Below are 22199 nucleotides of genomic sequence, written 5' to 3' on the forward strand. Positions count from 1 at the left end.
CTTCAATTCCTCCAGAATAGCCAGGACCCGCTGAAGATCTTCTTCTGAATGGTAAAACGGAAACGGTTTATACATACAATCTTGGTAAGAAAGAAACGCAGCAGCAACGCTTTTTCCTTTCGCAACATCGATACTTAGAACAGGTTGATTCATATAACCTCCTTAAATAAACCGGGGCAAGCACTTTTGCTCTCCACAGGTTGGCACGGTGATACGTGTTCTAGACCCAACCAGCTGAATCGGGGTATGAACAAAAGGCTAGGGCGTACAACACTTTATGCGACAGGATCTGTGTCCTAACAAAACATATGTTTTTCAGCCCGGTGTTTTCTCCAGTATAAAAGAAAAAGTTCATCCCCGAACCAGTCGGGTATGAACTGAGAATACCAACAAAACATTTACGCTGCGGGGCGCTGGCCCTTGGTCCAAGAGATCGTCACGAATACACCCATCTACGGTGGACGTCGTGAACGTTGGACCGTTATCGGAAATTCATGCAACTATATTATTAACACCAGAAATATCGCAATTATAATTTTTTTGAACCATTAAAAACTATGAGCGGGTGAAATTATTGCATGAGCCCAATATCATTAATCGGTTTGATATGCTTAATAAGTGCAATAATACAGATAAACTACCCCGAATTTATTTTGAGACTCAAACCTTTTGGAGTACGATCAATAGAATCTATAAAACTAGGCGGTATTATAGCACTTGTTGTGAGCCCATTAATTATCTTATTTGATTTTTTTATATTGAAATAAGTAATGAAGGAATATAATTTAAGTGAGTTCAGGCAGATAACCCTACAAGCTAAGTAGAAAAGCCACCCAGTTGCATTCGCTCCTTAAGCCTCTCGGGTTCGTGAGTACAGAAACGTTATCAGAAACCGGTGCAAATTTATATAAAAGGGAGATCGTTTATGGATGAATTGAAGTTAATCGAACCTTCTTTAGAATATCAGGATGAGTATCTAGACATGATTAACGAATGGAGAAGCACTGGTGAGAGAATGATTCCGTTCGTACTGAGATTGGATTGCAGTAATTTTGATTCGTTTCTAGATGAGATACATAAATTAAAAACTAGTAAAGACCTAGGGGAAAATAAAGTAAACAGTTCGACTTTCTTATTAGTGAATAAAAAAGGAAGAGTACTGGGTGCAAGCAATATAAGACATGAATTGAATGAGCAATTACTTAATACTGGAGGGCATATTGGATACGGAATTAGACCGAGTGAGAGAATGAAAGGGAATGCAACTCGATTATTGGCCATGGCGTTAGATAAAGCCAAAGTACAAGGTATTAGAAAAGTGTTAGTAACATGCGATAAAGACAATGTAGGATCAGCAAGGACTATCATAAAAAATAGTGGAAGGCTAGATTCAGAAGACATAGTAGACGGAATAATAATACAAAGATATTGGATTGAAAATGATTGAGCACATCATAAGCTAAGCAATATTTGAAAGGCCATTCTGAGAAGGCGCCGATATCAGATAACATCTTATCTACGCTGCGAGCCGTTCGACACTTGGTCGCGTGATGTGTAAAGCAAGGGAAGTTGGATATTATTTATAAGATATAAGGTAGTCAAAAAATAATTCCATCAAAAGCGCATAGATGCCGTACACACAATTTTTTGTAGGGGGATTGCATTATGGACGATACAAATGTGCTAATGGAGCAATACGTATCCATTAAAGATATAGCAAAACGCAATGCGATTTTAAAGCAGTTAATTTTCAATCTTCCTACCGATGGAAAGGACTTTTTTCTTAAGGCATTTAAAAAAGAACGCTATCTTGATATGAAGCTAACTGCGGTCAGAGGTTATGCAGCATACGCCGACCAGAATGAAGTTGCTGTCCTCATGAAAAAAATGCTGGAGCTTCTAAAGAAGCGTCCAGAAAGCACGCCATATAATTATCAGGAGTATGAAATATTGCGTTCTTCTTTTTTGATGCAGTACTTATTGAGACAATACAATTATGAATGCTTCAAGACTTTTAATGATCAGTTGGAACAACAATACAATGCTATGCCGGAAGCGTTTAAGGGGATTTTCACCTGTGATGAAAATGGAGAAGCGGTTCAGTTGATTTCGCCGAAAGAATCTCAGAAACGTATAGATGATTTCTTCTCAAGAAATAAATGATACAGAAGATCAACCATTTGCAAGTGCAACAACTTGGCGATGATAAATCAGAACGTTGATATTAAGAAGGTAAGATATAACTACAATTGAAAACTGGGTGGGCATGGTTTCCCTTTGAAAGGAGGTGAAGCCATGGAGGCAAAAGATGTAATAACGATCATGCTCCTCTTTGGAACATTCATTCTTGCTCTAATAACATACATTAAATCATAACAACAAGAGAAAGTAAAAAACCACCCAAAGGTTGATAAAGTGCACCTCTTAGAAGAGACATTGGAAAAACCCCTTGGTTAATCCGATGAAATCTAAGGGGTGCATTTTTCATGGCGAATAAAGGTCAGAAGTTTCAGCATTATCAAGAATCCGTAAAACGTGAGGCTATCTGACTACATCTGGAAAAGTGGAATAATAACACAATGAAAAAATGTATCAAAGCTAATCGAATTGAAACCTGACTATAAGAAAAAAGGTAAGATGAAGGTAAAAATGAAGATGGTATATCCCTGTAATATACAACGTGGCTAAACTGCGGGCGTACCTCTGGTAAGCGGAGCAGAAGATAATGATGTACCAAGACTTGCTGAAATACAAAAAGCCAGTTTTGAAGAAGATTCAAAACATTTTGATAATAACGAATGTGAACATTGAATAAAGTATTCGTTAATATAATAATGAATAGATATTCAGTACATTTGTAAGCGCTTAACTATTTATAACGGATTTTATTTCAAGAATATCCAGTCTGGAGGGGGTCCCGCATGAAGCTTTTGGCCGCAGTAACTGTTCCAAGCGTGAAACGGCGCAAGAAACGTTGGCCGCGCGTTACCGGAATCATTGTTTTGGTTTTAGTGCTTTTGATTGCCTGCGCAGGGGGATACGTATATTGGTTCGTGAATAAAAGTCTGCCTGTCGTTCAGGGGAAACTCAGCATTTCTGGACTGGAAAAGGAAGTTACGGTATGGAGGGATGCTTCCGGCGTGCCGCATATCGAGGCGCAAAACGAACATGATCTCTACATGGCTCAAGGCTACGTAACAGCGCAGGATCGCATGTTCCAGATGGATTTAAGCCGCAGGCAGGCTTCCGGGCAGCTTAGTGAAGTGGTGGGGGCTAAGGCTATCGACCGCGATAAATTTTTCCGTGCGTTCAGTTTACGGAGGGCGGCAGAGGTATCTATTGATGCTTACTCGAAAGAGTCCAGACAGGTGCTGCAATGGTATGCGGATGGCGTCAACAATTATATCAAACATGCCAAAGCCACTAGGTCGCTGCCGGTCGAATTTGCGATATTGGGGTATGAACCCGAGGAATGGCAGCCGGTGGACTCCTTGACGATCGGCAAATACATGGCCTATGATCTGGCGGGCAACTGGGAGGGGCAGGCTTTCAGATATGCCATGGCGCAGAAGCTGTCCGCCGAGAAATTTCAGTCGCTTATGCCAACCTATCCGAAGAATGGTGCATTGATCATCCAGGCGCTGAAAGAACATCCGCTTGATCTGACGGCGCTGGCTGCCGCCGCGGTTCCGCGAAATCCGTATAACGGCAGCAACAACTGGGTCGTATCGGGAGAGAAATCGGCTTCCGGCAAGCCGATGTTGGCCAATGACCCGCATTTAGGGTTAAGTACGCCGTCCATCTGGTATGAGACACATCTCTCGGCGCCGGGGTTGAACGTAAGCGGCGTGATTTTTGCGGGCGTTCCGGGGATTATTCTCGGGCACAATGACACGATTGCCTGGGGCGTGACGAATTTGAAGCCGGACGTGCAGGATCTCTATATTGAAAAAAGAAACCCGGACAATCCCAATCAATTCGAATATATGGGCAAATGGGAGGATGCCAAGGTTTATAAAGAGGAGATTAAGGTAAAAGGCGAGGCTCCGGTGCCGTATGAAGTTGTCGTGACCCGGCATGGGCCGATTATCTCTGAATTCGCGCATGACCAGCGGCAGGAAACGGCGCTTGCGATGAAATGGACCGCCCTGAATGCAACGACGGAGCTCGAAGCGGTTCAGATGTTTGCGAAAGCGCGGAACTGGGAGGAGTTTAAGCAGGCGTTGAAGTATTTTGAAGCACCTGCACAAAATTTTGTTTTTGTTTCTACGGACGGCACGATTGCCTACCGTGGGAACGGCCTGATTCCGATCCGCAAAAAAGGCGACGGTTCGGTTCCGGTACCGGGATGGACCGATGAATATGAGTGGACGGGATATATCCCATGGGATGAACTGCCCACAACCGTTAACCCAAAGGTAGGGTTTATCGCTACGGCGAACAATAAAGTGATCGGCGACAGCTATCCGTATCATCTGACGGACGATTGGTCCCAGCCATACCGCGAAGCGCGTATCCATCAGATGCTGTCTGCCAAGGATAAGCTGACCGTAGGGGATATGAAAAAACTTCAATTTGACCGCCATAACCTTCAGGCGGAAGAGTTTTTGGATAGGCTGATTGCCAAGATCGAAGACTCGCCGGATTTGCGGCAGATCGACCGGGATACGCTTTCGCTTTTGCAAGACTGGAATAAAGTGAATGATCCGGAACAGGCTGCGCCATTAGGCTATGAGCTATGGATGCAGAGTTTTGATGATGTGCTGTTCAAACCCGAAATCAACGCTGACATGATGGATCTGTTTAACAATAAGTCCGTCGTAAAGGATGAAATGCTCCGCAGGGCGCTTCAAGGTGAGCGGGAGCCATGGATCGACGAAAAAGGCGGAATCGAAAAGGTGGCGCTGCAGGCATTTCAGCTGGCTGTGGATCAGGCTGCTTCACTGCAGGGCAAACATCCGGACAAATGGCGATGGGGCAAGTTCCATCAGGTGGACTTTGCCCATCCTCTTGGCACTGTGAAGCCGCTGGATCTGATTTTTAACGCCAAGACCGCCTCGATGGGTGGCGGGTGGGTCACCGTCGGGGCTGCAGGTTGGAATTCAGAGAGCGGAGAAGTCACCCATGGGGCACCGTGGCGAACGGTCATCGATATGTCCGATCCGACCCGCTCGTTTAATGTGGTGGGACCCGGCCAATCCGGAAATGTGTTAAGCAAGTGGTATCATGACCAGGTGGATGACTGGACTACCGGACAATACCATATCACGAGTATCGTACCGAATGAATACCGAAAGGCAGGAAATGAGCTGAAATTAGTACCGGAATGAGGGAAGATACGATAGTAGTCCTATATTTTGTACTTTGAAGCAGCCCCATGCGGGCTGCTTTTTTACCCTGGAAAACGACGGCAGCACATAACACGGTATCTACACTGCCAGCTTTGCCCTCGGTTTGCAAATAGTATGAAGCAGAGAAGAAAAGTCAGTGAAGAACCCTGCGAGGCTAAGTCCGTCGAACTCGGCGATTGCAGGATAACAAGAAGCACGAAGTATCGGAAGACGTTACGTGTCTTCGTCAATTCTGTATTCTAAAATATCTCCAGGCTGGCATTCTAAAGCCTTGCAAATCGCCTCTAAAGTGGTTAATCGGATCGCTTTTGCCTTACCATTCTTCAATATGGAGAGATTAGCCATCGTTATGCCGACCCTTTCCGAAAGTTCTGTAACACTCATTTTCCTTTTAGCCAACATCACATCAATATTGATTATAATGGCCATGTTATTCACCTCAAACTATTAGGTCATTTTCTGATTTTATATCGATGGCTTGTTGCAAAAGCCTTTGAAGAACTGCAGAAAAGACTGCGATGACCATTGAAGCAAAGACAGGGACCATTCCGATTATTATGAGACCCGGGGCATCGTCTTTTTCTGCTACGAGATAAACGAACGGCATCATTACCACATACAAGGCACTGATTGTGATGGCACAGTATTTTATTTTCTTTAAAGCTCTTACAGAAATGTTAGAGAACGCATTGTCCTTGTCAATGTAGCTTAGAAGTCGGAACGCCTGATACAACGCAGCGAAAAACGGTATCACGGATACATACATAATGATTACGATGGGATATAGGATATGGGCATAATCTGGATTTACCGGATTATTAGCTAACCAAGGTAAGCCAAATATACATAAAGCAAGAACTGGAGTTCCAATAAGAAAAACAGCTATTTTTAAAAAGATTGTTGAACCTCGTTTCATAGCAAGCACCTCACTTATTTTTCGTCACTTGAATTTAACACATAATTTATTGTAATACAATAAATTATTATTGCATTTTATTATAATATTATTGTTATAAAACATACTTCCCATTTAATAAAAAGATAAAAAAGCATTCCTCATTACAAAGACAAACTCAAATAGCGCGCGCCGATTGAGCATCGGCACGCGCTGAGCTGCATAGCTTTTTTATTTATTGAAGTTCGCTAAAAGTTAGGGACCAATCGAACAAGTTTATCCGGAGTGCCGTTCCCATTTTTGTCGCCATTATTACTGGTGACGAAATAAAGCGAACCGTCCGGCGCTTCGACAATGTCGCGAATGCGGCCGTATTTATTCACAAACAAGTAATTAAGATTATTACTGCTGATCGTCGGCTTGCCATCCTTTTCTTCAATGACCATACGAATGAGCTGTTTGCCTTTTAGGTTGGTAACAAGAAGATTGCCTGCCCATGGCCCTTGGGTTACAAAAGTTATGCCGGAAGGGGCCCACGTTGTGCCGCTCGCATAAATAAGCGGAGGCGTAATGCCCGGTTGATTCTGATTCCCGCCCTCATATTTAGGCCAACCGTAATTATTACCGGGTTGAATGAAGTTAATCTCGTCCTTAGAGGACTCGCCATGCTCCGATCCAAAGAGCCGGTTCGTTCCAGGCTGCCATGCTAATCCTTGAGGATTCCGGTGTCCACGGCTATAAATCGGAGACGAGGCACCAAACGGATTGTCGCCAGGAATGGTACCGTCCAAGTTGAGGCGGAATATTTTCCCTCCGAGGTAAGACAGGGTATCATCTTTGTTTCCGTAGTTGCCGTTACCGAAATACAGTTTGTTGTCCGGGCCTATTTTCAAACGGCCGCCATTGTGATAGACCGCACCAGGAAGATCAGTCATAAGAACCTTGTCTATGGTAGCTTTATTGTTGTTCTCTTTAAGACGAACGACCCTGTTGGCTACTTTGTTGTCTGATGTTTTGTAGGAATGGTAGATATACATGTAATGATTGGTGGCAAAATTAGGATCGAGCGCCAGTCCCAATAAGCCGCCTTCGCTTTTAGGCATATAATAAAAAGGAGAGCCCAGCGTAATGACTGGCGTTGATTTCAATTTCCCGTTCTCAACGACACGAACCCTGCCGCTGTTGCGTTCCGTAAAGAAGATCCGTCCATCTGGCGCGAAATCGATAGCCCATGGCGTTTCCAAGTTGTCTGCGACAACCTCTGGAAGGTATGGATCGGAAGAGGCAGGGTTGGTTTTAACGGACAACGCTTTACTGGCCTCAGATGCATTTCCTGCTAAATCCCTTGCTTTAACGGTGAAGTTGTATGTGGTATTTGCCTTAAGTCCTGTCACGTTGAAGGATGTCGCAGGCGTGCTGCCGGCTAATGTGTCGTTTCTATAAATGTCGTACTCATAGACGCCTACGTTGTCTGTTGATGACGTCCAGCGCAAACTGACTGATGAAGATGTTTTGCTTGAGCTTTCAAGTCCTGTCGGAGCAGTCGGGGGCTGAGTATCGGTTTGGTTCGTCGTTTTCACGGTTAGAGGGCTGCTGGCATTGGAAATGTTCCCCGCTGTGTCTCTGGCCTTGACCGTGAAATTATATGTGGTATTCGGCGTTAAGCCGGTATAGGTGTAGGTAGTGCCCGTTACATTCGCTTGCGCCAACGCATTGTCTTTGTACACGTCATAATCCTTCACGCCGACATCATCGAGCGATGCGGTCCAGGATATGCTGGCCGTTGTATCCGTTACGCTGGTTGCTTGCAAGTTTGTCGGTTCGGTTGGCGGGTATACATCTCCGGAGGCATTGACTTTCACTTTGTCAAAGGTGGCCGTGCTTAATTTGGATTCATTATGGCTGGTGACAGCCAATCCTACATACAACGAGGCATTCATGTTTAGGGTCAAGTTGCCCAAATCGCCCCAGTTCAAACCGTTATTGGATACATATCCTCTGATGACGTTGCCTTTGCGTTCCAGCTTGACCCAGGCCGGGCTCGTCGAAGCAATTTTCTCGCTTTGCATGGTTCCGCCCGTTTCAGTCCGGTACTGGAACGTGAACCCGTTGGAAGGCGTCAACAGCAAATCGACATGCTTGGAATCAGCCTTGAGCGTTTCCCTTATCATGATACCTGCCTTTGCGAAATCGTGCGTATTTGTCTGGGAAGAGACAAGGGCAATAATGGAGCCATCCCCCGTCCAGGGCTGATACACATAATTGAGCTGATCCGATTTGCCCCAAATGTCCTTGCCCGCACCGCTTACGGTAAATTGGTCAACAGCCGGGTCGAAAGAAGCGTTGCCCGTTATTGCCGGCGAACCGATATTTTGCTGCTTCCACGGACTCGGCAGAGCGGCTGCGGGAGTTTCAACCTCAAGCTCAATCTCAGTCCCGGTCTCGGTTTCAGTCTCGGCAAAGCCTGATACAGGCAATAAAGTGAGCAGCATAAAGATGCACAAACTTAAAGCCATCATTTTGCTTCGAGTAATCATCGCTACACTCCTTATTTTTTGGAATGACAATAGGGGAAAGCACTGAAAAACAAAGAAATCCTCCTTCCTCAAAATTTAACCGCTTATACTTTTGATTTTTACTTTACCACATATGTATAAAAAAGGAATATAATTCCGAAAAGTAATAAATTTAATTTTACACACAAGCATCCTGGAAGAATTACCGGAGAAACTAGTAAATCCTAAGAGGATAGAAGGAACTGAGAGTATTTCAATTATGATTTGCATAACAAGGCGTTATCGCTTCAGGACTATCGCCCCTCGGTTGACCGATGTATAATCGTGGAAGAAGCTCAGTCAACAAACACCCCAGCCTCAGATAAGAGCCTATCTAAGGATAGGGTGTTTCGTGAATACCTAAACGTTATGAGAGATCAGCGAAATCATTTTTTGATCCAATCAGTTCAAGAATGTGCGTCTAATAGTCAGCATAGTATATCTATATTTCGATTTGCCTCTAAATTGATTAGTCATGACTTGAAAAGATTAAAAACTGTGGATCGACGTCCTGTCAAATCTATCCGATAACAAATCATTCCCGCGTCAGGCCGACAAGTCGACCCTCGGTCCCGGGAGTAGTGAGGTTTTTTATGACAAAGCGTATTTTATTCACTGGTGGAGGCTCTGCTGGTCATGTTACGGTTAATATTGCTTTAATGCCCATTTTTTTTGATATGGGCTGGGACGTCAAATATATGGGTTCCGCGCACGGGATTGAAGCGGAGTTATTGAAGAAGTTTGATGATGTTGAGTACATTCCCATATCTACGGGGAAACTGAGAAGATATTTTGACTTGGAAAACATTAAAGACCCTTTCCGTATTATAAAAGGCGTTTTTCAAGCTTTTAAACATATAAAATCAATGAAACCGGACGTAGTTTTTTCCAAAGGCGGTTTCGTTTCGGTTCCAGTAGTTTTAGGGGCGTGGCTAAACCGGGTCCCCGTTATTATTCATGAATCCGATATCACTCCTGGTTTAGCCAATAAGATAGCCATTCCTTTTTGTTCGAAAATATGCGTGACTTTTCCGGAAGCCAAAGAACATATGAAAGGGAGCAAAGCTGTTTATGTTGGCGCAATTGTGCGAGAAGAACTTTTGCATGGAAGAAGTGCCCACGGCTTGACTCTATGTAATTTTACAAGAAGTAAGCCAATCATCGTATGTATGGGCGGGAGTTTGGGTTCGCAACGGATAAACGAAATTCTCCGAAGAAATTTACATCTATTGATTAATAAATATCAGGTAGTTCATATTTGTGGAAGAGGACAAATGAATAGTTCCTATAATCATCGAGAATACAAGCAGTTTGAATATGTCGATAACGATTTGGCCGATATTTTAGCCATGGCTGATATTGTAATCTCACGAGCGGGATCTAACTCCATATTTGAGTTTTTTGCTTTGAAAAAACCGATGTTATTAATCCCTCTCTCTCAGAATGCAAGTAGGGGGGATCAGATATTGAATGCAGCATCGTTTCGCTCATCAGGTTTTTGTGAGGTTCTTCTTGAGGAAGATATGAATGATGAATCATTTGTTGAGGCAGTAAATAGTCTGTTTGAAAAGAGAATCGCAATGATTGAAAACATGAAAAAGAGTGATCATAAAAATGCTCTGCAAAAAGTGGCTGCCGTAATCCAGAATTTATCCAAGTGATTCATTGGGGACAATGACTCAAGCTAATACCGCATTTACGCTGCGATTGTTCAGAGAAAGCAAAGACATCGTTTGAAAATTAAAGTTTACCTATAATTGCTTTCCTACCATGCAGTTAAATGATATCAGAGGATTTCATTAGAGGGGGAAGTTGATGAACAAGAGGATTTTCGGGATCATTTTTATCGCGGTAACACTGGTTGCTGCTTCCTTTTATTATATTAACCATTCAAAAGAGGTATATGGAAATGATAAAGACTCTATAGTAAAGGTAATCAAATCTATTAAAGGGTATAAAGATCAAAAAATTAAAATTCTTGGGGTTAAAGATTTCAATGAAGTAAGAATCGTGGGCTTTTTGGGTGACAATAGTCCGGCCTATATTGAATTTCATAAAAATCAAAAAGGCAACTATATATGGAGGCATATTGAAGCTGGTAACAAAGATTCTTTTCGTTTATTTTTACCTTTAATAAAAGGAAAGAAATTTATGTTTATGGCTAATAACCATAATAAAATCGCTAAAATACAAGTAAATGTAAACGGGGAAACAATAGAACAAAAATTCACCCCATTTACGGAAACTGTCACCTGGGTTGATTTACCTCAATCCGATACAGGTGATTACGAATTTCTAGATTATAAGTATTACGATAAAGATGAAAATCTAATTCAACATAAAGATAATTAGTATTAATAATCTTCTTATAATTTGGAGAAATCATATGAAACTTATGCCTGAATATGCACAAATATTAATAGTCGGCGTCGTCTTTAATGGAACTTGGAGTTGGTATATCACTGAACGGGAATATTGGTTTTTAAATATTGAAATGGAAGATAGGTTCGGCATTGAAGTGTTGAATGAAACGACTGCAGAAACATTTTTAGATCAAATCGTTGATTATAAAGTATCGACAAGCGAGTTGACAGAAATGCTTGTAGATCTCAATAGTGCGTTCCAAAGTTTCGATGATGTATTAGAATATATGCCTACGATTTACGTGAATTTTGATGATCGAATATTTTACTCTCTCTTTCCAGAACCTATGTCGTTTGAGGATTATGTTCCTAAAGGGTGGGTGGGGGAATACAAAGATTTTTATAACATAGTGCCTGATCAAGAACAATACTGGATCGTTGATGGAGATCATTTATTTGACTGCTTATGGAAAAGATTTAAGGGGGTATAGAAATTACGTTATCTGAAAGACCGGGTGTATTATTCAACAAAAGGGGTTCAATATATGACATGTATTGGATTAGTAAGACATGGGATTACCATGTGGAACACGGAAAGACGTGCTCAAGGGCAGACGGATATACCTTTGAATGAAACGGGGAGATGGCAAGCACGGGCTTTGGCAAAGCGGTTGACAAATGAAGAATGGGATTACATATATTCAAGTGACCTTTCACGGGCTGTGGAGACGGCAGAAATTATCGCGGGAATCATTGGGAAACCGGTTCAAACAGATATTAGATTAAGGGAAATGTATAAGGGCGAGACGGAAGGTACTACTTTAGAAGAGAGAATTAACAAATGGGGTACGGGTTGGGAAGAATTATCATTGGGAATAGAAACAGATCAATCCATCGTCCAAAGAGGGCTTTCCTTCATTGAGGAAATTACTGAACGTTTAAAGGGAAGAAAAATATTAATCGTAAGTCATGGAGCTTTAATCGAATTCATACTAAAAAGTTTGATCGCTGATATTCATATAGATGGTCCAATTGGCAATACTTCTATCACAATCATAAATCATAATGATTCGGGCTGGAATTGCGGTTTGTTTAATTGCGTAGAGCATCTTGAGGGGCTAAATAAGATAGACTGATTCTGCTTATAACAGGGTGCTTATGAATCGATGCGTTCGATCTTTTATCGGAAATCGTCCTGAGCATAAAAAATGAAAGGAAAAGAGAATGAAAATAACCCTTGTGAATGAGAGACTTATTTACCTTTACTTCTTTTCAAGAGAGCAATGCATCCAATTAAATAATGGTGGAGAGACTGATTTGTCCTGCAGGTTATTATTTGATTCAGAGGACGAGTGGTTAGGTATAAAGCTGGCTACTAATAACATTATTGAAGATCATTTAGAGCCAAATAACTCTGTAACAATCAGTCAATCCAAAGGTACTTGGACTATACTGTTCCGAAGTGATAAAGCGATAGCAAGAGAAGAAATCCAAGACTGTATAACCGATCTATATGACAATAAATATACAGGAATTGAGTTAGTAGTCCCTAAAGGTACGATACCCAAATACAATTATATAAATAAATTAATATACAAATCTAAATAGCACATTAATGAAGTTCGAATAGAGGATAACATCCGATAACAAGACATCACGCTGCAGGCTAACGTTGGGGCCCGAAGAGGACTTTGAAGTATTTATATTGCCTGAACGTAATTACGCCAAGATAAAAGGTATATGGCAAACGGAAACAAATAGAGAAAGAAAATAATTTGAATTGGATAAGCAGAGATACAACCTCCCATTAGAAGCAAACCTAGATTTAATAGGTCTAACGGGAGGTTTGCTTATCTTCAACGAACCATAGCTTAATTAAGAAGGGATTTATAGTTGAATGAAGAAAATAAAAACAATGAAGCAGACACCCGAAACGGCATGCTAACAAGCTGGTAGTTAAGGGGTCTATTTTACTGTGGGGGATGGATTGATAATATAAGTAAACTTTGTGTTTATATTCGTGAATAGTTGAGTTTTTCATAAGTTGATAGACAGGAGGTCTTTAAAATGGTTCATGAAGCAGTTATTGGAATCGACGGCGGTGGTTCGAAAACGCGAGTCATGGTCAGCGATTTGGCAGGACATATTTTGTCCTATGCGGAAGGCGGGCCATCGTCGATCCATAAAGACGGGAACGCCCACGAAAATGTTCAAAAAACCATTCAAGCGGCGCTTTCCACAGCCGACTGCGGCGCTGGTCAAGTCAAAGGAATATATGCAGGGATCGCGGGTTATGAGTCCGAGCAAGACTTAAAGTGGGTACAACGTTTAACCGAGGTAGAGGGGTTACATTGTCCGAAATGGTATGTGAACGATTCCGTCGTTGCGCATGCGGGAGCTTTTTTGGGGAAGCCCAGTATCGTAGTCGTATCAGGTACGGGTTCGATCATTTTTGCGGTCACGGAACAAGGGGATCAACTTAAAAATATTGACTTCCATCATTATGCTTCGAGTGCTGCAAGATTTCTTTCGTATGACGCCATTTTCGAACTGCTGGCCGGGAATATTCAACGATCGGATGAGGCGATGATATGTAAGATTTTATCCTATTGGAATGTTGAAAACGTTGATCGGCTGCGAACCCTAGCGGCTCGAGGATTTATTGAGGATGGAAAGGAACGGGATAAAAAATTTGGGGAAATGGCCTCAATCGTCACCAATGGCGCACAGGAAGGAAGCCGATTGGGTCAGATCGTATGCGATAAAGCCATTGACCAAATTATGGTAGGCGTAGAGATTTTAGGGGCGTTCTTCCAATCCGACCTCATCTCAGTTACGGGTATAGGAAGCGTCATCAAAAGCCCTTATATGAAATCCAAGTTTATTGAACGTTTACAAACCGGCAAAAACAAACGATATTGTTTTAAAAATCCCGAGCTATCGGCGGTCTCCGGTGCTGTATTGATGGCACTGCGAAGTTTAGATATTCCGGTTGATTTGAAAACGATTGAATCAATTCGGAACCACCCTCATTCGACTTGGTGAAAAAGATCCCATAGTAAATGTGTATTATCTACAGCCGGGGAGGAAGAATGGATAAAATTCAATATTTGTCGCAGTTCGATTTAATGGATTCACTATCGCAAGAAGATTTAATCGTAATGGACGAGCTCACTTCAATCACGACTTTTCCGAAAAATACGTTTATTCAAACGCCGGAAACGTTTATGGAAAGGCTATATTTCGTGAAAAGAGGGAAAATCCGTTTATACCAGCTTAATACCGCAGGCAAGCAGTTCACCTTGGATATTTTAAGCGAAGGCAATGTATTCGGTGAAATGAACGGCATCTCGCTGGGGACTCGGGATTTGTTCATCGAAACGATCGAGGAGAGCGACATCTGCATGATGGACAAGGAGCGATTCGAGAACTACCTTCTTGAGCGGCCTCGTTTTATGATGAATATGGTCAATGCCTTAAGCGAGCGTTTGGCCCGCATGAGCAGCCTCGCTCAAAATCTGGCTCTTGGAATGCTGCACGATAAAATTTTACACCTCTTCGTTAAGTTATCCGAACAGTTTGGAATACAGGGCGAAGATGATTATTACAGAATCAATTTGTCTCTTTCCCATCAAGAAATTGCGCATTTGGTCGGAGCAACCAGGGAGGCTGTAACGCATGCACTGCAAGAGTTGGTTGAAGAAAAAACGATCAAGACTGGTTTTAGGACGATCTACATTCATCGAGATAAACTCTTTTCAAAAATGAACACGCAAGGGTAGAAAGCAGTAAACTGCATTACATCATCTTTGCAAGAATTGAAGTACCGTTTATATGCCAGAACCTGTTTTTGCCGGTGAGAGATGAAAAGAGTCGGGTATATCAATCGATACAGGTCTCGAAATTCAAGGTGAATTCTGGTAGAAACGGAGGTCGGATGCGGATGCATAAAAATGACAAGACAATATACATATCGAACACAATTATCGATAGGAAAGGGGCTCGTAAGGTTAGCGACATCCCTGTCGAAGTAATCGAATTATTACATAGAGGACAGTTAGAAACAGTTAACTTGACCGAATGGCTCGCCATCGATCATATCATACTGCTAAAGCATGTACTTTCCGAACTCGGGTTAGAACAATACTCAGATACGATGCTGACAGGGCTGGGGCCGGTTTCAAAGAATAAAATCATGAAGGTCATACCTGCGGTAGCGATGGAATGGCTCCATCTATTTAAACTCTTGCCGAAAGAAGAAAGCTCCCGAATCTTCGACAGGCTCTCCACCCATCGATCGGATAGCGTGCGGTGCTGGGCGGCTTACATTGTTGGACTCGATGAGACCGATCTCAAACAAAAATTGGCGTTTATTCGTCCGTTTGCGTCGGATGATCACTTTGGAGTACGCGAAATTGCATGGATGGCTGTTAGAGATACCGTCTCCAAAGAATTAAGTCAATCTATTCGCATATTGGGCGATTGGGTGCAGGATGGGAATGCCTATATCCGGAGATTTGCCATCGAATCGACCCGTCCGCAAGGAGTCTGGGCCAAGCACATTTCCGAGCTGAAGGATCATCCCGAAATTGCCCTTCCATTGCTGGAGGCAGTCAAATCCGATTCGGCTAAATATGTTCAGGACTCTGTTGGAAACTGGTTGAATGATGCGAGCAAAACAAAGCCGGACTGGGTGATCCAGGTATGCAAGGCGTGGCTGGAATCTTCGGAAACAAAGGAAACGAAGCGAATCGTGACGCGTGCGCAACGAAGCCTGGCAAAAAAGAAATAAAAGACATTCGGTAACCTTTTTTAGGATCAGCGGCACTTAATGTATAGACACAGACAAAGGAGGTGCCGGAGGAAGTGCATCATTGGATTGAAGAGGCGAAGAGAGGGAGTAAGGAAGCATATGGGGAACTGGTCAGTCATTTTAGCGGCATGGCGCTAGCAGTGGCTTATGAGAAATTACATGATCCCTATTTGGCGGAGGATGCGGCTCAAGAGGCGTTTGCCGAAGCTTTTATGAATTTGCATAAGCTGCAGGAGCCCCGGCGTTTTCCCGGGTGGTTCAAAGTGATCGTGGAACGCCAGTGTTTTCGTTACTTACGGCGCAAGCCTTTACGGACGGTTCCGCTTCAAGAGTTAGAGCTGTCCAGCGGTAACCAAGGAAATCTGGAGGCGATTGTAGAGAAAAGGGATCTTGTCGGAAAGCTTCATGCAACCATTGCGGATCTGCCTTCAAGCCAGCGCATTGCGGTACAGCTATACTATTTTCAGGGATACAGCGTCCGCGAAATCTCGGACATCTTGGGCGTATCTTTGCCGGCATTGAAAAAAAGACTCTTTGATGCGCGCCGGAATCTGAAAAGCACCCTTCATGTTGCCGACTTTGTCTCCGTGTTCACTGATCTTTATGAGGGAGGTACGCGCATGCTTCATATCGTTAACGGAGATTCGGTTGCAGACAAACTGAAGCAGGGGAATATCCAAGGAGAAATATTGGTATGGCGTGAGCTCTATCCATTTGGTCCGGTATTTAAGGAAATGGACGAGCTCAATAACAGGAGGACGAGGGCGACGTATTTGGAACGGACACTTGGCATCCCGGAGTTCGAATTTATGCAGACTTGTGAAGCGCAGGAGCAGAAGCTTCAGGGTTTTGGAAAATATGATGAAATCGTGTTCTGGTTTGAACACGATCTATTTGACCAAACCATGCTTTGTTACTTACTGCATTGGTTTAAGGGACGCTTTCTTAAGAGCACGAAACTTAGCTTGCTGTGCATCGGGTCTTATCCGGGAATCCCGTTGTTCCGAGGATTAGGCCAGTTGAGCACGGAGCAGCTTGAAACTTTATCCGGTACATGGCAGTCCATTGGCGAAGCTGAGATTGAGCTGGGCAACAGAGTGTGGGAAGCCTATGCAGCCGATCAGCCCGAACAACTTGTACATCTGCTGGTGAGGGATACTTCGGCGTTACCTTTTGTAAGGGAAGCCTTCGAAATGCACTTGGCCCGGCTGCCTTCCGTGTTTAATGGACTAGGGATCGTTGAACAAGTCACGTTGGAGACTATTGCAGACGGAATCCCCACGCCTTATGAGCTGTTCCAAAGCGTAGGCGACCGGCTTCATGTACTAGGAATGGGTGACCTGGAGTTCTGGTACGTTCTGAGCTCCCTGACGAAAGGGCCGAATCCTTTACTGGAGGTTCAGGGCAAAACACCGTTTGCCGACTTCAAGAGGACTTCACTTTCATTCCGTGAAAGCGTGCTGCAGTTGACGCAGCTGGGACAGGACGTATTGATTGGAAAAGCAGATTTCGCCGTAGCGGGCCAACTGGATAAGTGGGTCGGCGGAATACATCTGCAGGAGACTTCGCCCTGGCGATGGGATGCACAGAGCAAGGCAGTGATACGGACGGAGAGAGCGGATTGAGGTTTTTGGAAGTACAACTGTTGCAGTGAGGGGTAATTCGATTTTTCTAACCTGTTATTATGAAAATACATAACTAACCCTCGGGCCGTCGAGGGTTAGTTATGTACTCTCGAAGCGAAATAGGGTTCATGGAAGTTGGTTCACTTAAAAATTATTATGTAAACTTAATATGTTGACGGAATGTTGTGTCCAGTGTGACGATGGATAATTGAAGGTTTGTACACGGTTAAGATCGATCGAAGGGGGAGGAGTTGTGGCGCAAAGTCCGCCGGTAATGATTAAAAATTCAATTCAATTACCGGATACGCTTTATGCTATTGCTGCTCAAATTTTTGGTTAAGGTTGTTAAACGTTACTCTTGTAATCAAAAGCATGAAGTGGTATTATGATCCCAACATATTAAAGAAGTATTAAAAAGAATGAACAAAAGTATGGAGGCTTCATGGCTGACGCAGCGGAAATCAAAAACATCAATACCAATACGATACGCCGTGTGTTAAAACAAAAAGGCATCATGAGCAAAAATATGTTGGCCAGGGAAACCGGTTTAAGCTTTCCAACCGTGAGCCGTGTAGTGGACAGCTTGGTCAAAGCGGGCGAATTGATGGACAAAGGCGTTGGAAAATCAACGGGCGGGCGTTGCGCACAGCTCTATGCAATGAATCCAACGTTTAAAGTGACACTTTCCATCAGTTTGGAAGCACAGGAGCTAAATTGGATCGTTCATGATCTTTTTGGAGAACCCTTGGATTCCGGTACAGAAAACTGTAAGGGAATCTTGCAAACGATTGACACGCTGGTTATGCGTGTACAGGCGCGTTACCCGCAGCTCGGCGCAATCGCCATGGGGCTGGCCGGCACAGTACATCAAGGCATTGTGACCGAAGCCTTTGGGTACGATGAGCTGCGGGGCGTAAACCTGACGGCATACCTTAATCATATTTCCGGACTTCCGGCTGTTGTAGAAGGGGATATGCAAATTGTATCTACCGGGTATTGGTCAAATTACGGGCATTCGTCCAGAGCCGTAGTTTGTATCTATCTAGGCAAAATTGGAATTGGCGGCGGTATCGTCATAGATGGCAAGGTTTGGAATGGAGTATCCTCTTTCGCAGGTGAGCTTCATTATCTTCCCATTGAGCATAATTTTGAATATGCAAAAACGCATTTTGAGGGAGCGGATATCGTGGATTATTACGCTCGAGTGGTCCGCTCTTATGTTTCTTTATTGAATCCTGACCGGATTGTCTTATATGAAAATGAACTCATCTCGGGCAAAGCGCATGAAATTCGTAAGGAGTGTGCCAAAAACCTGCCTGCCCATGCCATTCCGCACATTGAAATGATACGCAGTTTTAAAGAGGATTACGAAAGAGGATTATCCGTTTTTGCCGAACGTTTGCTCACGGAAGACACGGATCAGAAATAGAGCGTTCAGGTACGGTCGTTACGAATAGGAGTGGTCTTATGAGCGATAAATGGCTGGATTGGGCAAGAAGGCTGCAATCTTTAGCTCAAGCCGGGCTGACCTTTTCAAAAGATGTTTATGATATAGAGCGTTATGAAGAGCTCCGGAATATCAGTCTGGAGATTATGAACGAACACACAGGAACGCAGTTGCACAAAATCAGGGATTTATTTGCCAACGAGACAGGCTACCCGACGCCTAAAGCAGATGTTCGCGGAGTGGTTTTCCAGGATCATAAAATATTGATGGTCAAGGAAAAGATGGATGAACGCTGGTCCTTACCCGGGGGTTTTTGTGAAATAGGCGTATCTCCAGCGGAAAACGTCGTGAAGGAAATACGGGAGGAATCCGGTTTTGAGACCGTGCCGGTGAAATTGCTGGCTTTATTGGATAAAAATAAACACCCTCATCCGCCGGAAGCCCACCACTATTATAAAATATTCATTCGCTGCGAGATTGTCGGGGGTACTCCAACTTCAGGAATCGAAACGGAGGCCATAAAGTTCTTTCCGGAGGAGGCTCTGCCCGCTCTTTCAACCAACAGGAATACGGAGTCCCAGATAAAACTGATGTTTGAGTTTCTCAAAAAGCCTAATAAGGAAACGGTTTTCGATTAGCTATTTTTGAAATGATGGGGAGGGGTTCATATCAAGGCGGTTATATTTGATTTTGACGGGACTCTCGCGGATACACTTCCGGTTTGCTTTTTTGCTTTTCAAAGCGTTTTTAGAATATTAGATCAAAAAGAGGTTTCCAAGGAAGAAATACTTGCGATGTTCGGTCCATCCGAGACTGGCATCATTCATGAAAATCTCGTTCATCCGGATAAAGCTCAGGGGATTGAAATCTACTACGAGGAATACCTGAAACACCACAAAGAGCTTGTAAAACATAACGAAGAAATTGTCCAGCTGTTGGGTTTGTTAAAGGAAGCAGGAACCAAATTGGGGATCGTGACAGGAAAAGCCTCCAGAAGTTTGCAAATATCTTTTGATATGCTTGGGCTGGATGGCATCTTTGATGCGACCATTACCGGCGATGATGTCATTGAACCCAAGCCTAGCCCGGAAGGATTGAACAAAGCATTGGCGAAGCTGGATGTATCCCATGCCGAGGCCATGTTTATCGGCGACAGCGATGCGGATATACTGGCAGGGCTGCAAGCAAAAGTGTTTACGGTCGGAGTTCATTGGCTGCCCGATTACACACCCGTGAAGTTGACATGCAGACCCGACCATTTTGCGGAAAGCATCCGTGATTTTATGGATTTTTATCAAAATGGCAGTTTACGTAACGGTTAAATCAGGGAAATCGATTTTGATTACGTTTTACGAAAAATTAAACGGATTTTAAACCAGGATGAACCTTCATTTAAAATCGCTCTGATAGGATGTATGACGTACGAAATAATACATCAGGAGTGAAGAGAATTGAAAAAAGCAGTTAAAGCATTGATCATGGCGTCGGCGGCTTGCGTGATCGGGTTATCCTCGGGCAGCAGTACTGCCTATATGTCAGAATCCGTTCGCGAAGCAGCATTTGGCACGATTGGCACTAAACAGGATATTGCAGGATGGAAAGAGTGGGTGAGCGAGAACGCGGTAACCATTTCAACGATAAAACCGCGCCAGGAAATCTCATCGGGAAAAAGCGAGGACCGCTTCCAGCACTTTGCTGATTTGGCTTTTCTGAAGCCGTTATTGCAGGATAAGCGCATCGTCAGCCTTGGAGAAGCTTCGCACGGGGCGTCCGAATACAACTCCGTCAAGGTTAGGCTGATACAATATTTGCATGAAGAACTGGGCTATAATGTACTTGCATTTGAATCAAACTTGGGGGATACTACCGCAGCATATATGAAGGCAAACCATAAAAAGCCCCATGAAGTTATGAAAAACTCGATTTTTGGCGTATGGCAGGTCGAAGAAAACTTGCCGTTGTTCGAATACATTGCGGAACGGAGCAAAACGGAGCGTCCGTTAATTCTGACAGGCGTGGACGCGCAAGGAACGAGCGAAACTTTTATAGATTTTGCCCAGAAATGGTTTTCCACAGTGGATAAAAGCAAGGCCAAAGCCTTTGCGGAAACCGAACGAGAGTACTTAAGATTACATATGATCGATAATATAGAGCAGTTCAATCGCGAACAACCCAAAATAAAGAGAAAGTACATCGATTTTCAGAAGTTTATCAAGAAAAATCAATTGAAGTTAAGCCAAGCTTGCAAGGAACATCCCGAGCTTGTGCCGAGAATGAAGCGTATATTGCAGAACCGGGTGGATATGCTGGATTCTTATATCCCGAAATCCGTACAATTCATGGCGGGTAAGGAGCCGGAGAAACACTTGAAGCAAGCGAGCTATGAGCGCGATAGAATCATGGCAGATAATCTGGCTTGGCTGGCGAGAACCTTGTATCCGAATGAAAAAATCATCGTATGGGGACACAATTATCACATACGCAAGCATAATTCGACCATGATCACAGAACATAATGGCTTTGATTTTGATAACAACCCTTACCCTACGATGGGGGAGATGATTCCTTTTCAGCTAAAAAAGGAGAGTTATACCATCGGTCTATATGCATTTCAGGGAAGCTCCAGCAAAAATAATGGCGAATCGGAAACGGTAGCGCTGCCGCATCGGGCAGGAAGCTTGGAGGATATTTTAAAGGCCGGAAAAGGGCCGGTGACCTTCATTGACATGAGCCGGCAGGAAATGAACAAAGGAAACTCGTGGATGTTCACTCCTCTTATCGCGAAAGCATGGGGAGTGCTTGAAGAGGAAATGATCCCCCGGGATCAATATGACGGAATACTTTTCATCGATACCATTCATCCGTCTAAACGAATAAAGAAGTGAGGCGTTAGCTAGAGTTTGCTCGCTTCTGATTTCAAAAAAAGAACCTGAACAACACAATTTAATGTGTGTTATTCGGTTCTTTTTTCTAATTAACCGCTTTGGCACCCTGGTTGCTGGGAATCAGAATAAAGCGAGGCGTAATGGCACAGAACGCAATCCAGTCCAGAATTTCAAATCAGCAGGACTTATGATGGTAACAATGAAGAAATGAATGAAAATTTGCCAAAACGTAATCTGATTCCCATCTGTCAGATGCAATGTTCAT

The 22199-nt window shown here is 43.4% G+C and carries 20 protein-coding genes; 17 read left to right on the forward strand and 3 right to left on the reverse strand.

The genetic code is table 11. From position 1 onward, the window contains the following. Window positions 1-925 precede the first annotated feature (925 nt). The 4 genes from XI25_RS00600 to XI25_RS00610 all read left to right on the forward strand — a co-directional run bounded on the left by XI25_RS00600 (window position 926) and on the right by XI25_RS00610 (window position 5330). The gene (locus tag XI25_RS00600; RefSeq protein WP_046676886.1) at window positions 926-1447 is read left to right on the forward strand and encodes a GNAT family N-acetyltransferase; all 522 of its coding nucleotides are present in this window, start codon (window positions 926-928) and stop codon (window positions 1445-1447) included. A 218-nt stretch (window positions 1448-1665) separates the two neighbouring features. After that, complete coding sequence (locus XI25_RS33935; protein WP_235439601.1) at window positions 1666-2163, forward strand: hypothetical protein; 498 nt, start codon at window positions 1666-1668, stop codon at window positions 2161-2163. A 159-nt stretch (window positions 2164-2322) separates the two neighbouring features. Further along, entirely contained in the window at window positions 2323-2376 is a 54-nt protein-coding gene (locus XI25_RS33940; protein WP_235439613.1) for a putative holin-like toxin, read from the forward strand. A gap of 545 nt (window positions 2377-2921) precedes the next feature. Continuing rightward, window positions 2922-5330, forward strand: coding sequence for a penicillin acylase family protein (locus tag XI25_RS00610; RefSeq protein WP_046676887.1), 2409 nt, complete (start codon window positions 2922-2924; stop codon window positions 5328-5330). Window positions 5331-5564: 234 nt separating this feature from the next. On the opposite strand, the gene XI25_RS00615 is transcribed toward XI25_RS00610, so the two are convergent. The 3 genes from XI25_RS00615 to XI25_RS00625 form a co-directional block, all read right to left on the reverse strand. Then, window positions 5565-5780 carry a helix-turn-helix domain-containing protein gene (locus XI25_RS00615; protein WP_046676888.1) on the reverse strand — a complete coding sequence of 72 codons (216 nt, stop codon included), beginning with the start codon at window positions 5778-5780 and terminating at the stop codon, window positions 5565-5567. Window positions 5781-5790: 10 nt separating this feature from the next. After that, window positions 5791-6267, reverse strand: coding sequence for a DUF2975 domain-containing protein (locus XI25_RS00620; protein WP_046676889.1), 477 nt, complete (start codon window positions 6265-6267; stop codon window positions 5791-5793). Between the two features lie 227 nt (window positions 6268-6494). After that, window positions 6495-8783: a PQQ-dependent sugar dehydrogenase gene (locus XI25_RS00625; RefSeq protein ID WP_046676890.1), complete on the reverse strand. Its 2289-nt coding sequence runs from the start codon at window positions 8781-8783 to the stop codon at window positions 6495-6497. 611 nt (window positions 8784-9394) lie between these two features. Here XI25_RS00625 and XI25_RS00630 point away from each other — a divergent pair. From XI25_RS00630 to XI25_RS00690, 13 genes are all read left to right on the forward strand, one after another. After that, entirely contained in the window at window positions 9395-10462 is a 1068-nt protein-coding gene (locus tag XI25_RS00630) for an undecaprenyldiphospho-muramoylpentapeptide beta-N-acetylglucosaminyltransferase (protein WP_046676891.1), read from the forward strand. Between the two features lie 154 nt (window positions 10463-10616). Then, on the forward strand, window positions 10617-11153 hold the full coding sequence (locus tag XI25_RS00635; RefSeq protein ID WP_046676892.1) for a hypothetical protein: 537 nt from the start codon (window positions 10617-10619) through the stop codon (window positions 11151-11153). Window positions 11154-11187: 34 nt separating this feature from the next. Then, entirely contained in the window at window positions 11188-11655 is a 468-nt protein-coding gene (locus tag XI25_RS00640) for a hypothetical protein (RefSeq protein ID WP_046676893.1), read from the forward strand. Window positions 11656-11709: 54 nt separating this feature from the next. Further along, window positions 11710-12300, forward strand: coding sequence for a histidine phosphatase family protein (locus tag XI25_RS00645; protein WP_046676894.1), 591 nt, complete (start codon window positions 11710-11712; stop codon window positions 12298-12300). A gap of 88 nt (window positions 12301-12388) precedes the next feature. Further along, entirely contained in the window at window positions 12389-12772 is a 384-nt protein-coding gene (locus tag XI25_RS00650; RefSeq protein ID WP_046676895.1) for a hypothetical protein, read from the forward strand. Window positions 12773-13231: 459 nt separating this feature from the next. Beyond that, a complete protein-coding gene (locus XI25_RS00655; RefSeq protein WP_046676896.1) occupies window positions 13232-14209 on the forward strand; it encodes a BadF/BadG/BcrA/BcrD ATPase family protein in 978 nt (325 codons plus the stop codon). Between the two features lie 47 nt (window positions 14210-14256). Then, complete coding sequence (locus XI25_RS00660) at window positions 14257-14946, forward strand: Crp/Fnr family transcriptional regulator (protein WP_046676897.1); 690 nt, start codon at window positions 14257-14259, stop codon at window positions 14944-14946. 161 nt (window positions 14947-15107) lie between these two features. Further along, entirely contained in the window at window positions 15108-15956 is an 849-nt protein-coding gene (locus XI25_RS00665; RefSeq protein WP_235439602.1) for a DNA alkylation repair protein, read from the forward strand. Window positions 15957-16030: 74 nt separating this feature from the next. Beyond that, window positions 16031-17602 (forward strand): sigma-70 family RNA polymerase sigma factor, encoded by a 1572-nt coding sequence (locus XI25_RS00670; protein ID WP_046676898.1) that lies wholly within the window; start codon window positions 16031-16033, stop codon window positions 17600-17602. Between the two features lie 442 nt (window positions 17603-18044). Then, window positions 18045-19031, forward strand: a complete 987-nt coding sequence (locus XI25_RS00675) for an ROK family protein (protein WP_046676899.1) — start codon at window positions 18045-18047, stop codon at window positions 19029-19031. Between the two features lie 38 nt (window positions 19032-19069). Further along, the gene (locus XI25_RS00680; RefSeq protein ID WP_046676900.1) at window positions 19070-19687 is read left to right on the forward strand and encodes an NUDIX hydrolase; all 618 of its coding nucleotides are present in this window, start codon (window positions 19070-19072) and stop codon (window positions 19685-19687) included. A 30-nt stretch (window positions 19688-19717) separates the two neighbouring features. Then, complete coding sequence (locus XI25_RS00685; RefSeq protein WP_046676901.1) at window positions 19718-20371, forward strand: HAD family hydrolase; 654 nt, start codon at window positions 19718-19720, stop codon at window positions 20369-20371. A gap of 129 nt (window positions 20372-20500) precedes the next feature. Next, on the forward strand, window positions 20501-21934 hold the full coding sequence (locus XI25_RS00690) for an erythromycin esterase family protein (RefSeq protein WP_052759395.1): 1434 nt from the start codon (window positions 20501-20503) through the stop codon (window positions 21932-21934). Window positions 21935-22199 lie beyond the last annotated feature (265 nt).

It is taken from the genome of Paenibacillus sp. DMB20, assembly GCF_000987955.1.
Taxonomy (GTDB): Bacteria; Bacillota; Bacilli; order Paenibacillales; family Paenibacillaceae; genus Paenibacillus_AQ.

Excerpts from the sequence above, each read along its gene's own strand:
- XI25_RS33935 (WP_235439601.1), top strand. The coding sequence starts at position 1,666 with ATGGACGATACAAATGTGCTAATGGAGCAATACGTATCCATTAAAGAT.
- XI25_RS00655 (WP_046676896.1), top strand. The coding sequence starts at position 13,232 with ATGGTTCATGAAGCAGTTATTGGAATCGACGGCGGTGGTTCGAAAACG.
- XI25_RS00640 (WP_046676893.1), top strand. The coding sequence starts at position 11,188 with ATGAAACTTATGCCTGAATATGCACAAATATTAATAGTCGGCGTCGTC.
- XI25_RS00610 (WP_046676887.1), top strand. The coding sequence starts at position 2,922 with ATGAAGCTTTTGGCCGCAGTAACTGTTCCAAGCGTGAAACGGCGCAAG.
- XI25_RS00680 (WP_046676900.1), top strand. The coding sequence starts at position 19,070 with ATGAGCGATAAATGGCTGGATTGGGCAAGAAGGCTGCAATCTTTAGCT.
- XI25_RS00620 (WP_046676889.1), bottom strand. The coding sequence starts at position 6,267 with ATGAAACGAGGTTCAACAATCTTTTTAAAAATAGCTGTTTTTCTTATT.
- XI25_RS00630 (WP_046676891.1), top strand. The coding sequence starts at position 9,395 with ATGACAAAGCGTATTTTATTCACTGGTGGAGGCTCTGCTGGTCATGTT.
- XI25_RS00615 (WP_046676888.1), bottom strand. The coding sequence starts at position 5,780 with ATGGCCATTATAATCAATATTGATGTGATGTTGGCTAAAAGGAAAATG.
- XI25_RS00665 (WP_235439602.1), top strand. The coding sequence starts at position 15,108 with ATGCATAAAAATGACAAGACAATATACATATCGAACACAATTATCGAT.
- XI25_RS00635 (WP_046676892.1), top strand. The coding sequence starts at position 10,617 with ATGAACAAGAGGATTTTCGGGATCATTTTTATCGCGGTAACACTGGTT.
- XI25_RS00675 (WP_046676899.1), top strand. The coding sequence starts at position 18,045 with ATGGCTGACGCAGCGGAAATCAAAAACATCAATACCAATACGATACGC.
- XI25_RS00660 (WP_046676897.1), top strand. The coding sequence starts at position 14,257 with ATGGATAAAATTCAATATTTGTCGCAGTTCGATTTAATGGATTCACTA.
- XI25_RS00625 (WP_046676890.1), bottom strand. The coding sequence starts at position 8,783 with ATGATTACTCGAAGCAAAATGATGGCTTTAAGTTTGTGCATCTTTATG.
- XI25_RS00645 (WP_046676894.1), top strand. The coding sequence starts at position 11,710 with ATGACATGTATTGGATTAGTAAGACATGGGATTACCATGTGGAACACG.
- XI25_RS00600 (WP_046676886.1), top strand. The coding sequence starts at position 926 with ATGGATGAATTGAAGTTAATCGAACCTTCTTTAGAATATCAGGATGAG.
- XI25_RS00650 (WP_046676895.1), top strand. The coding sequence starts at position 12,389 with ATGAAAATAACCCTTGTGAATGAGAGACTTATTTACCTTTACTTCTTT.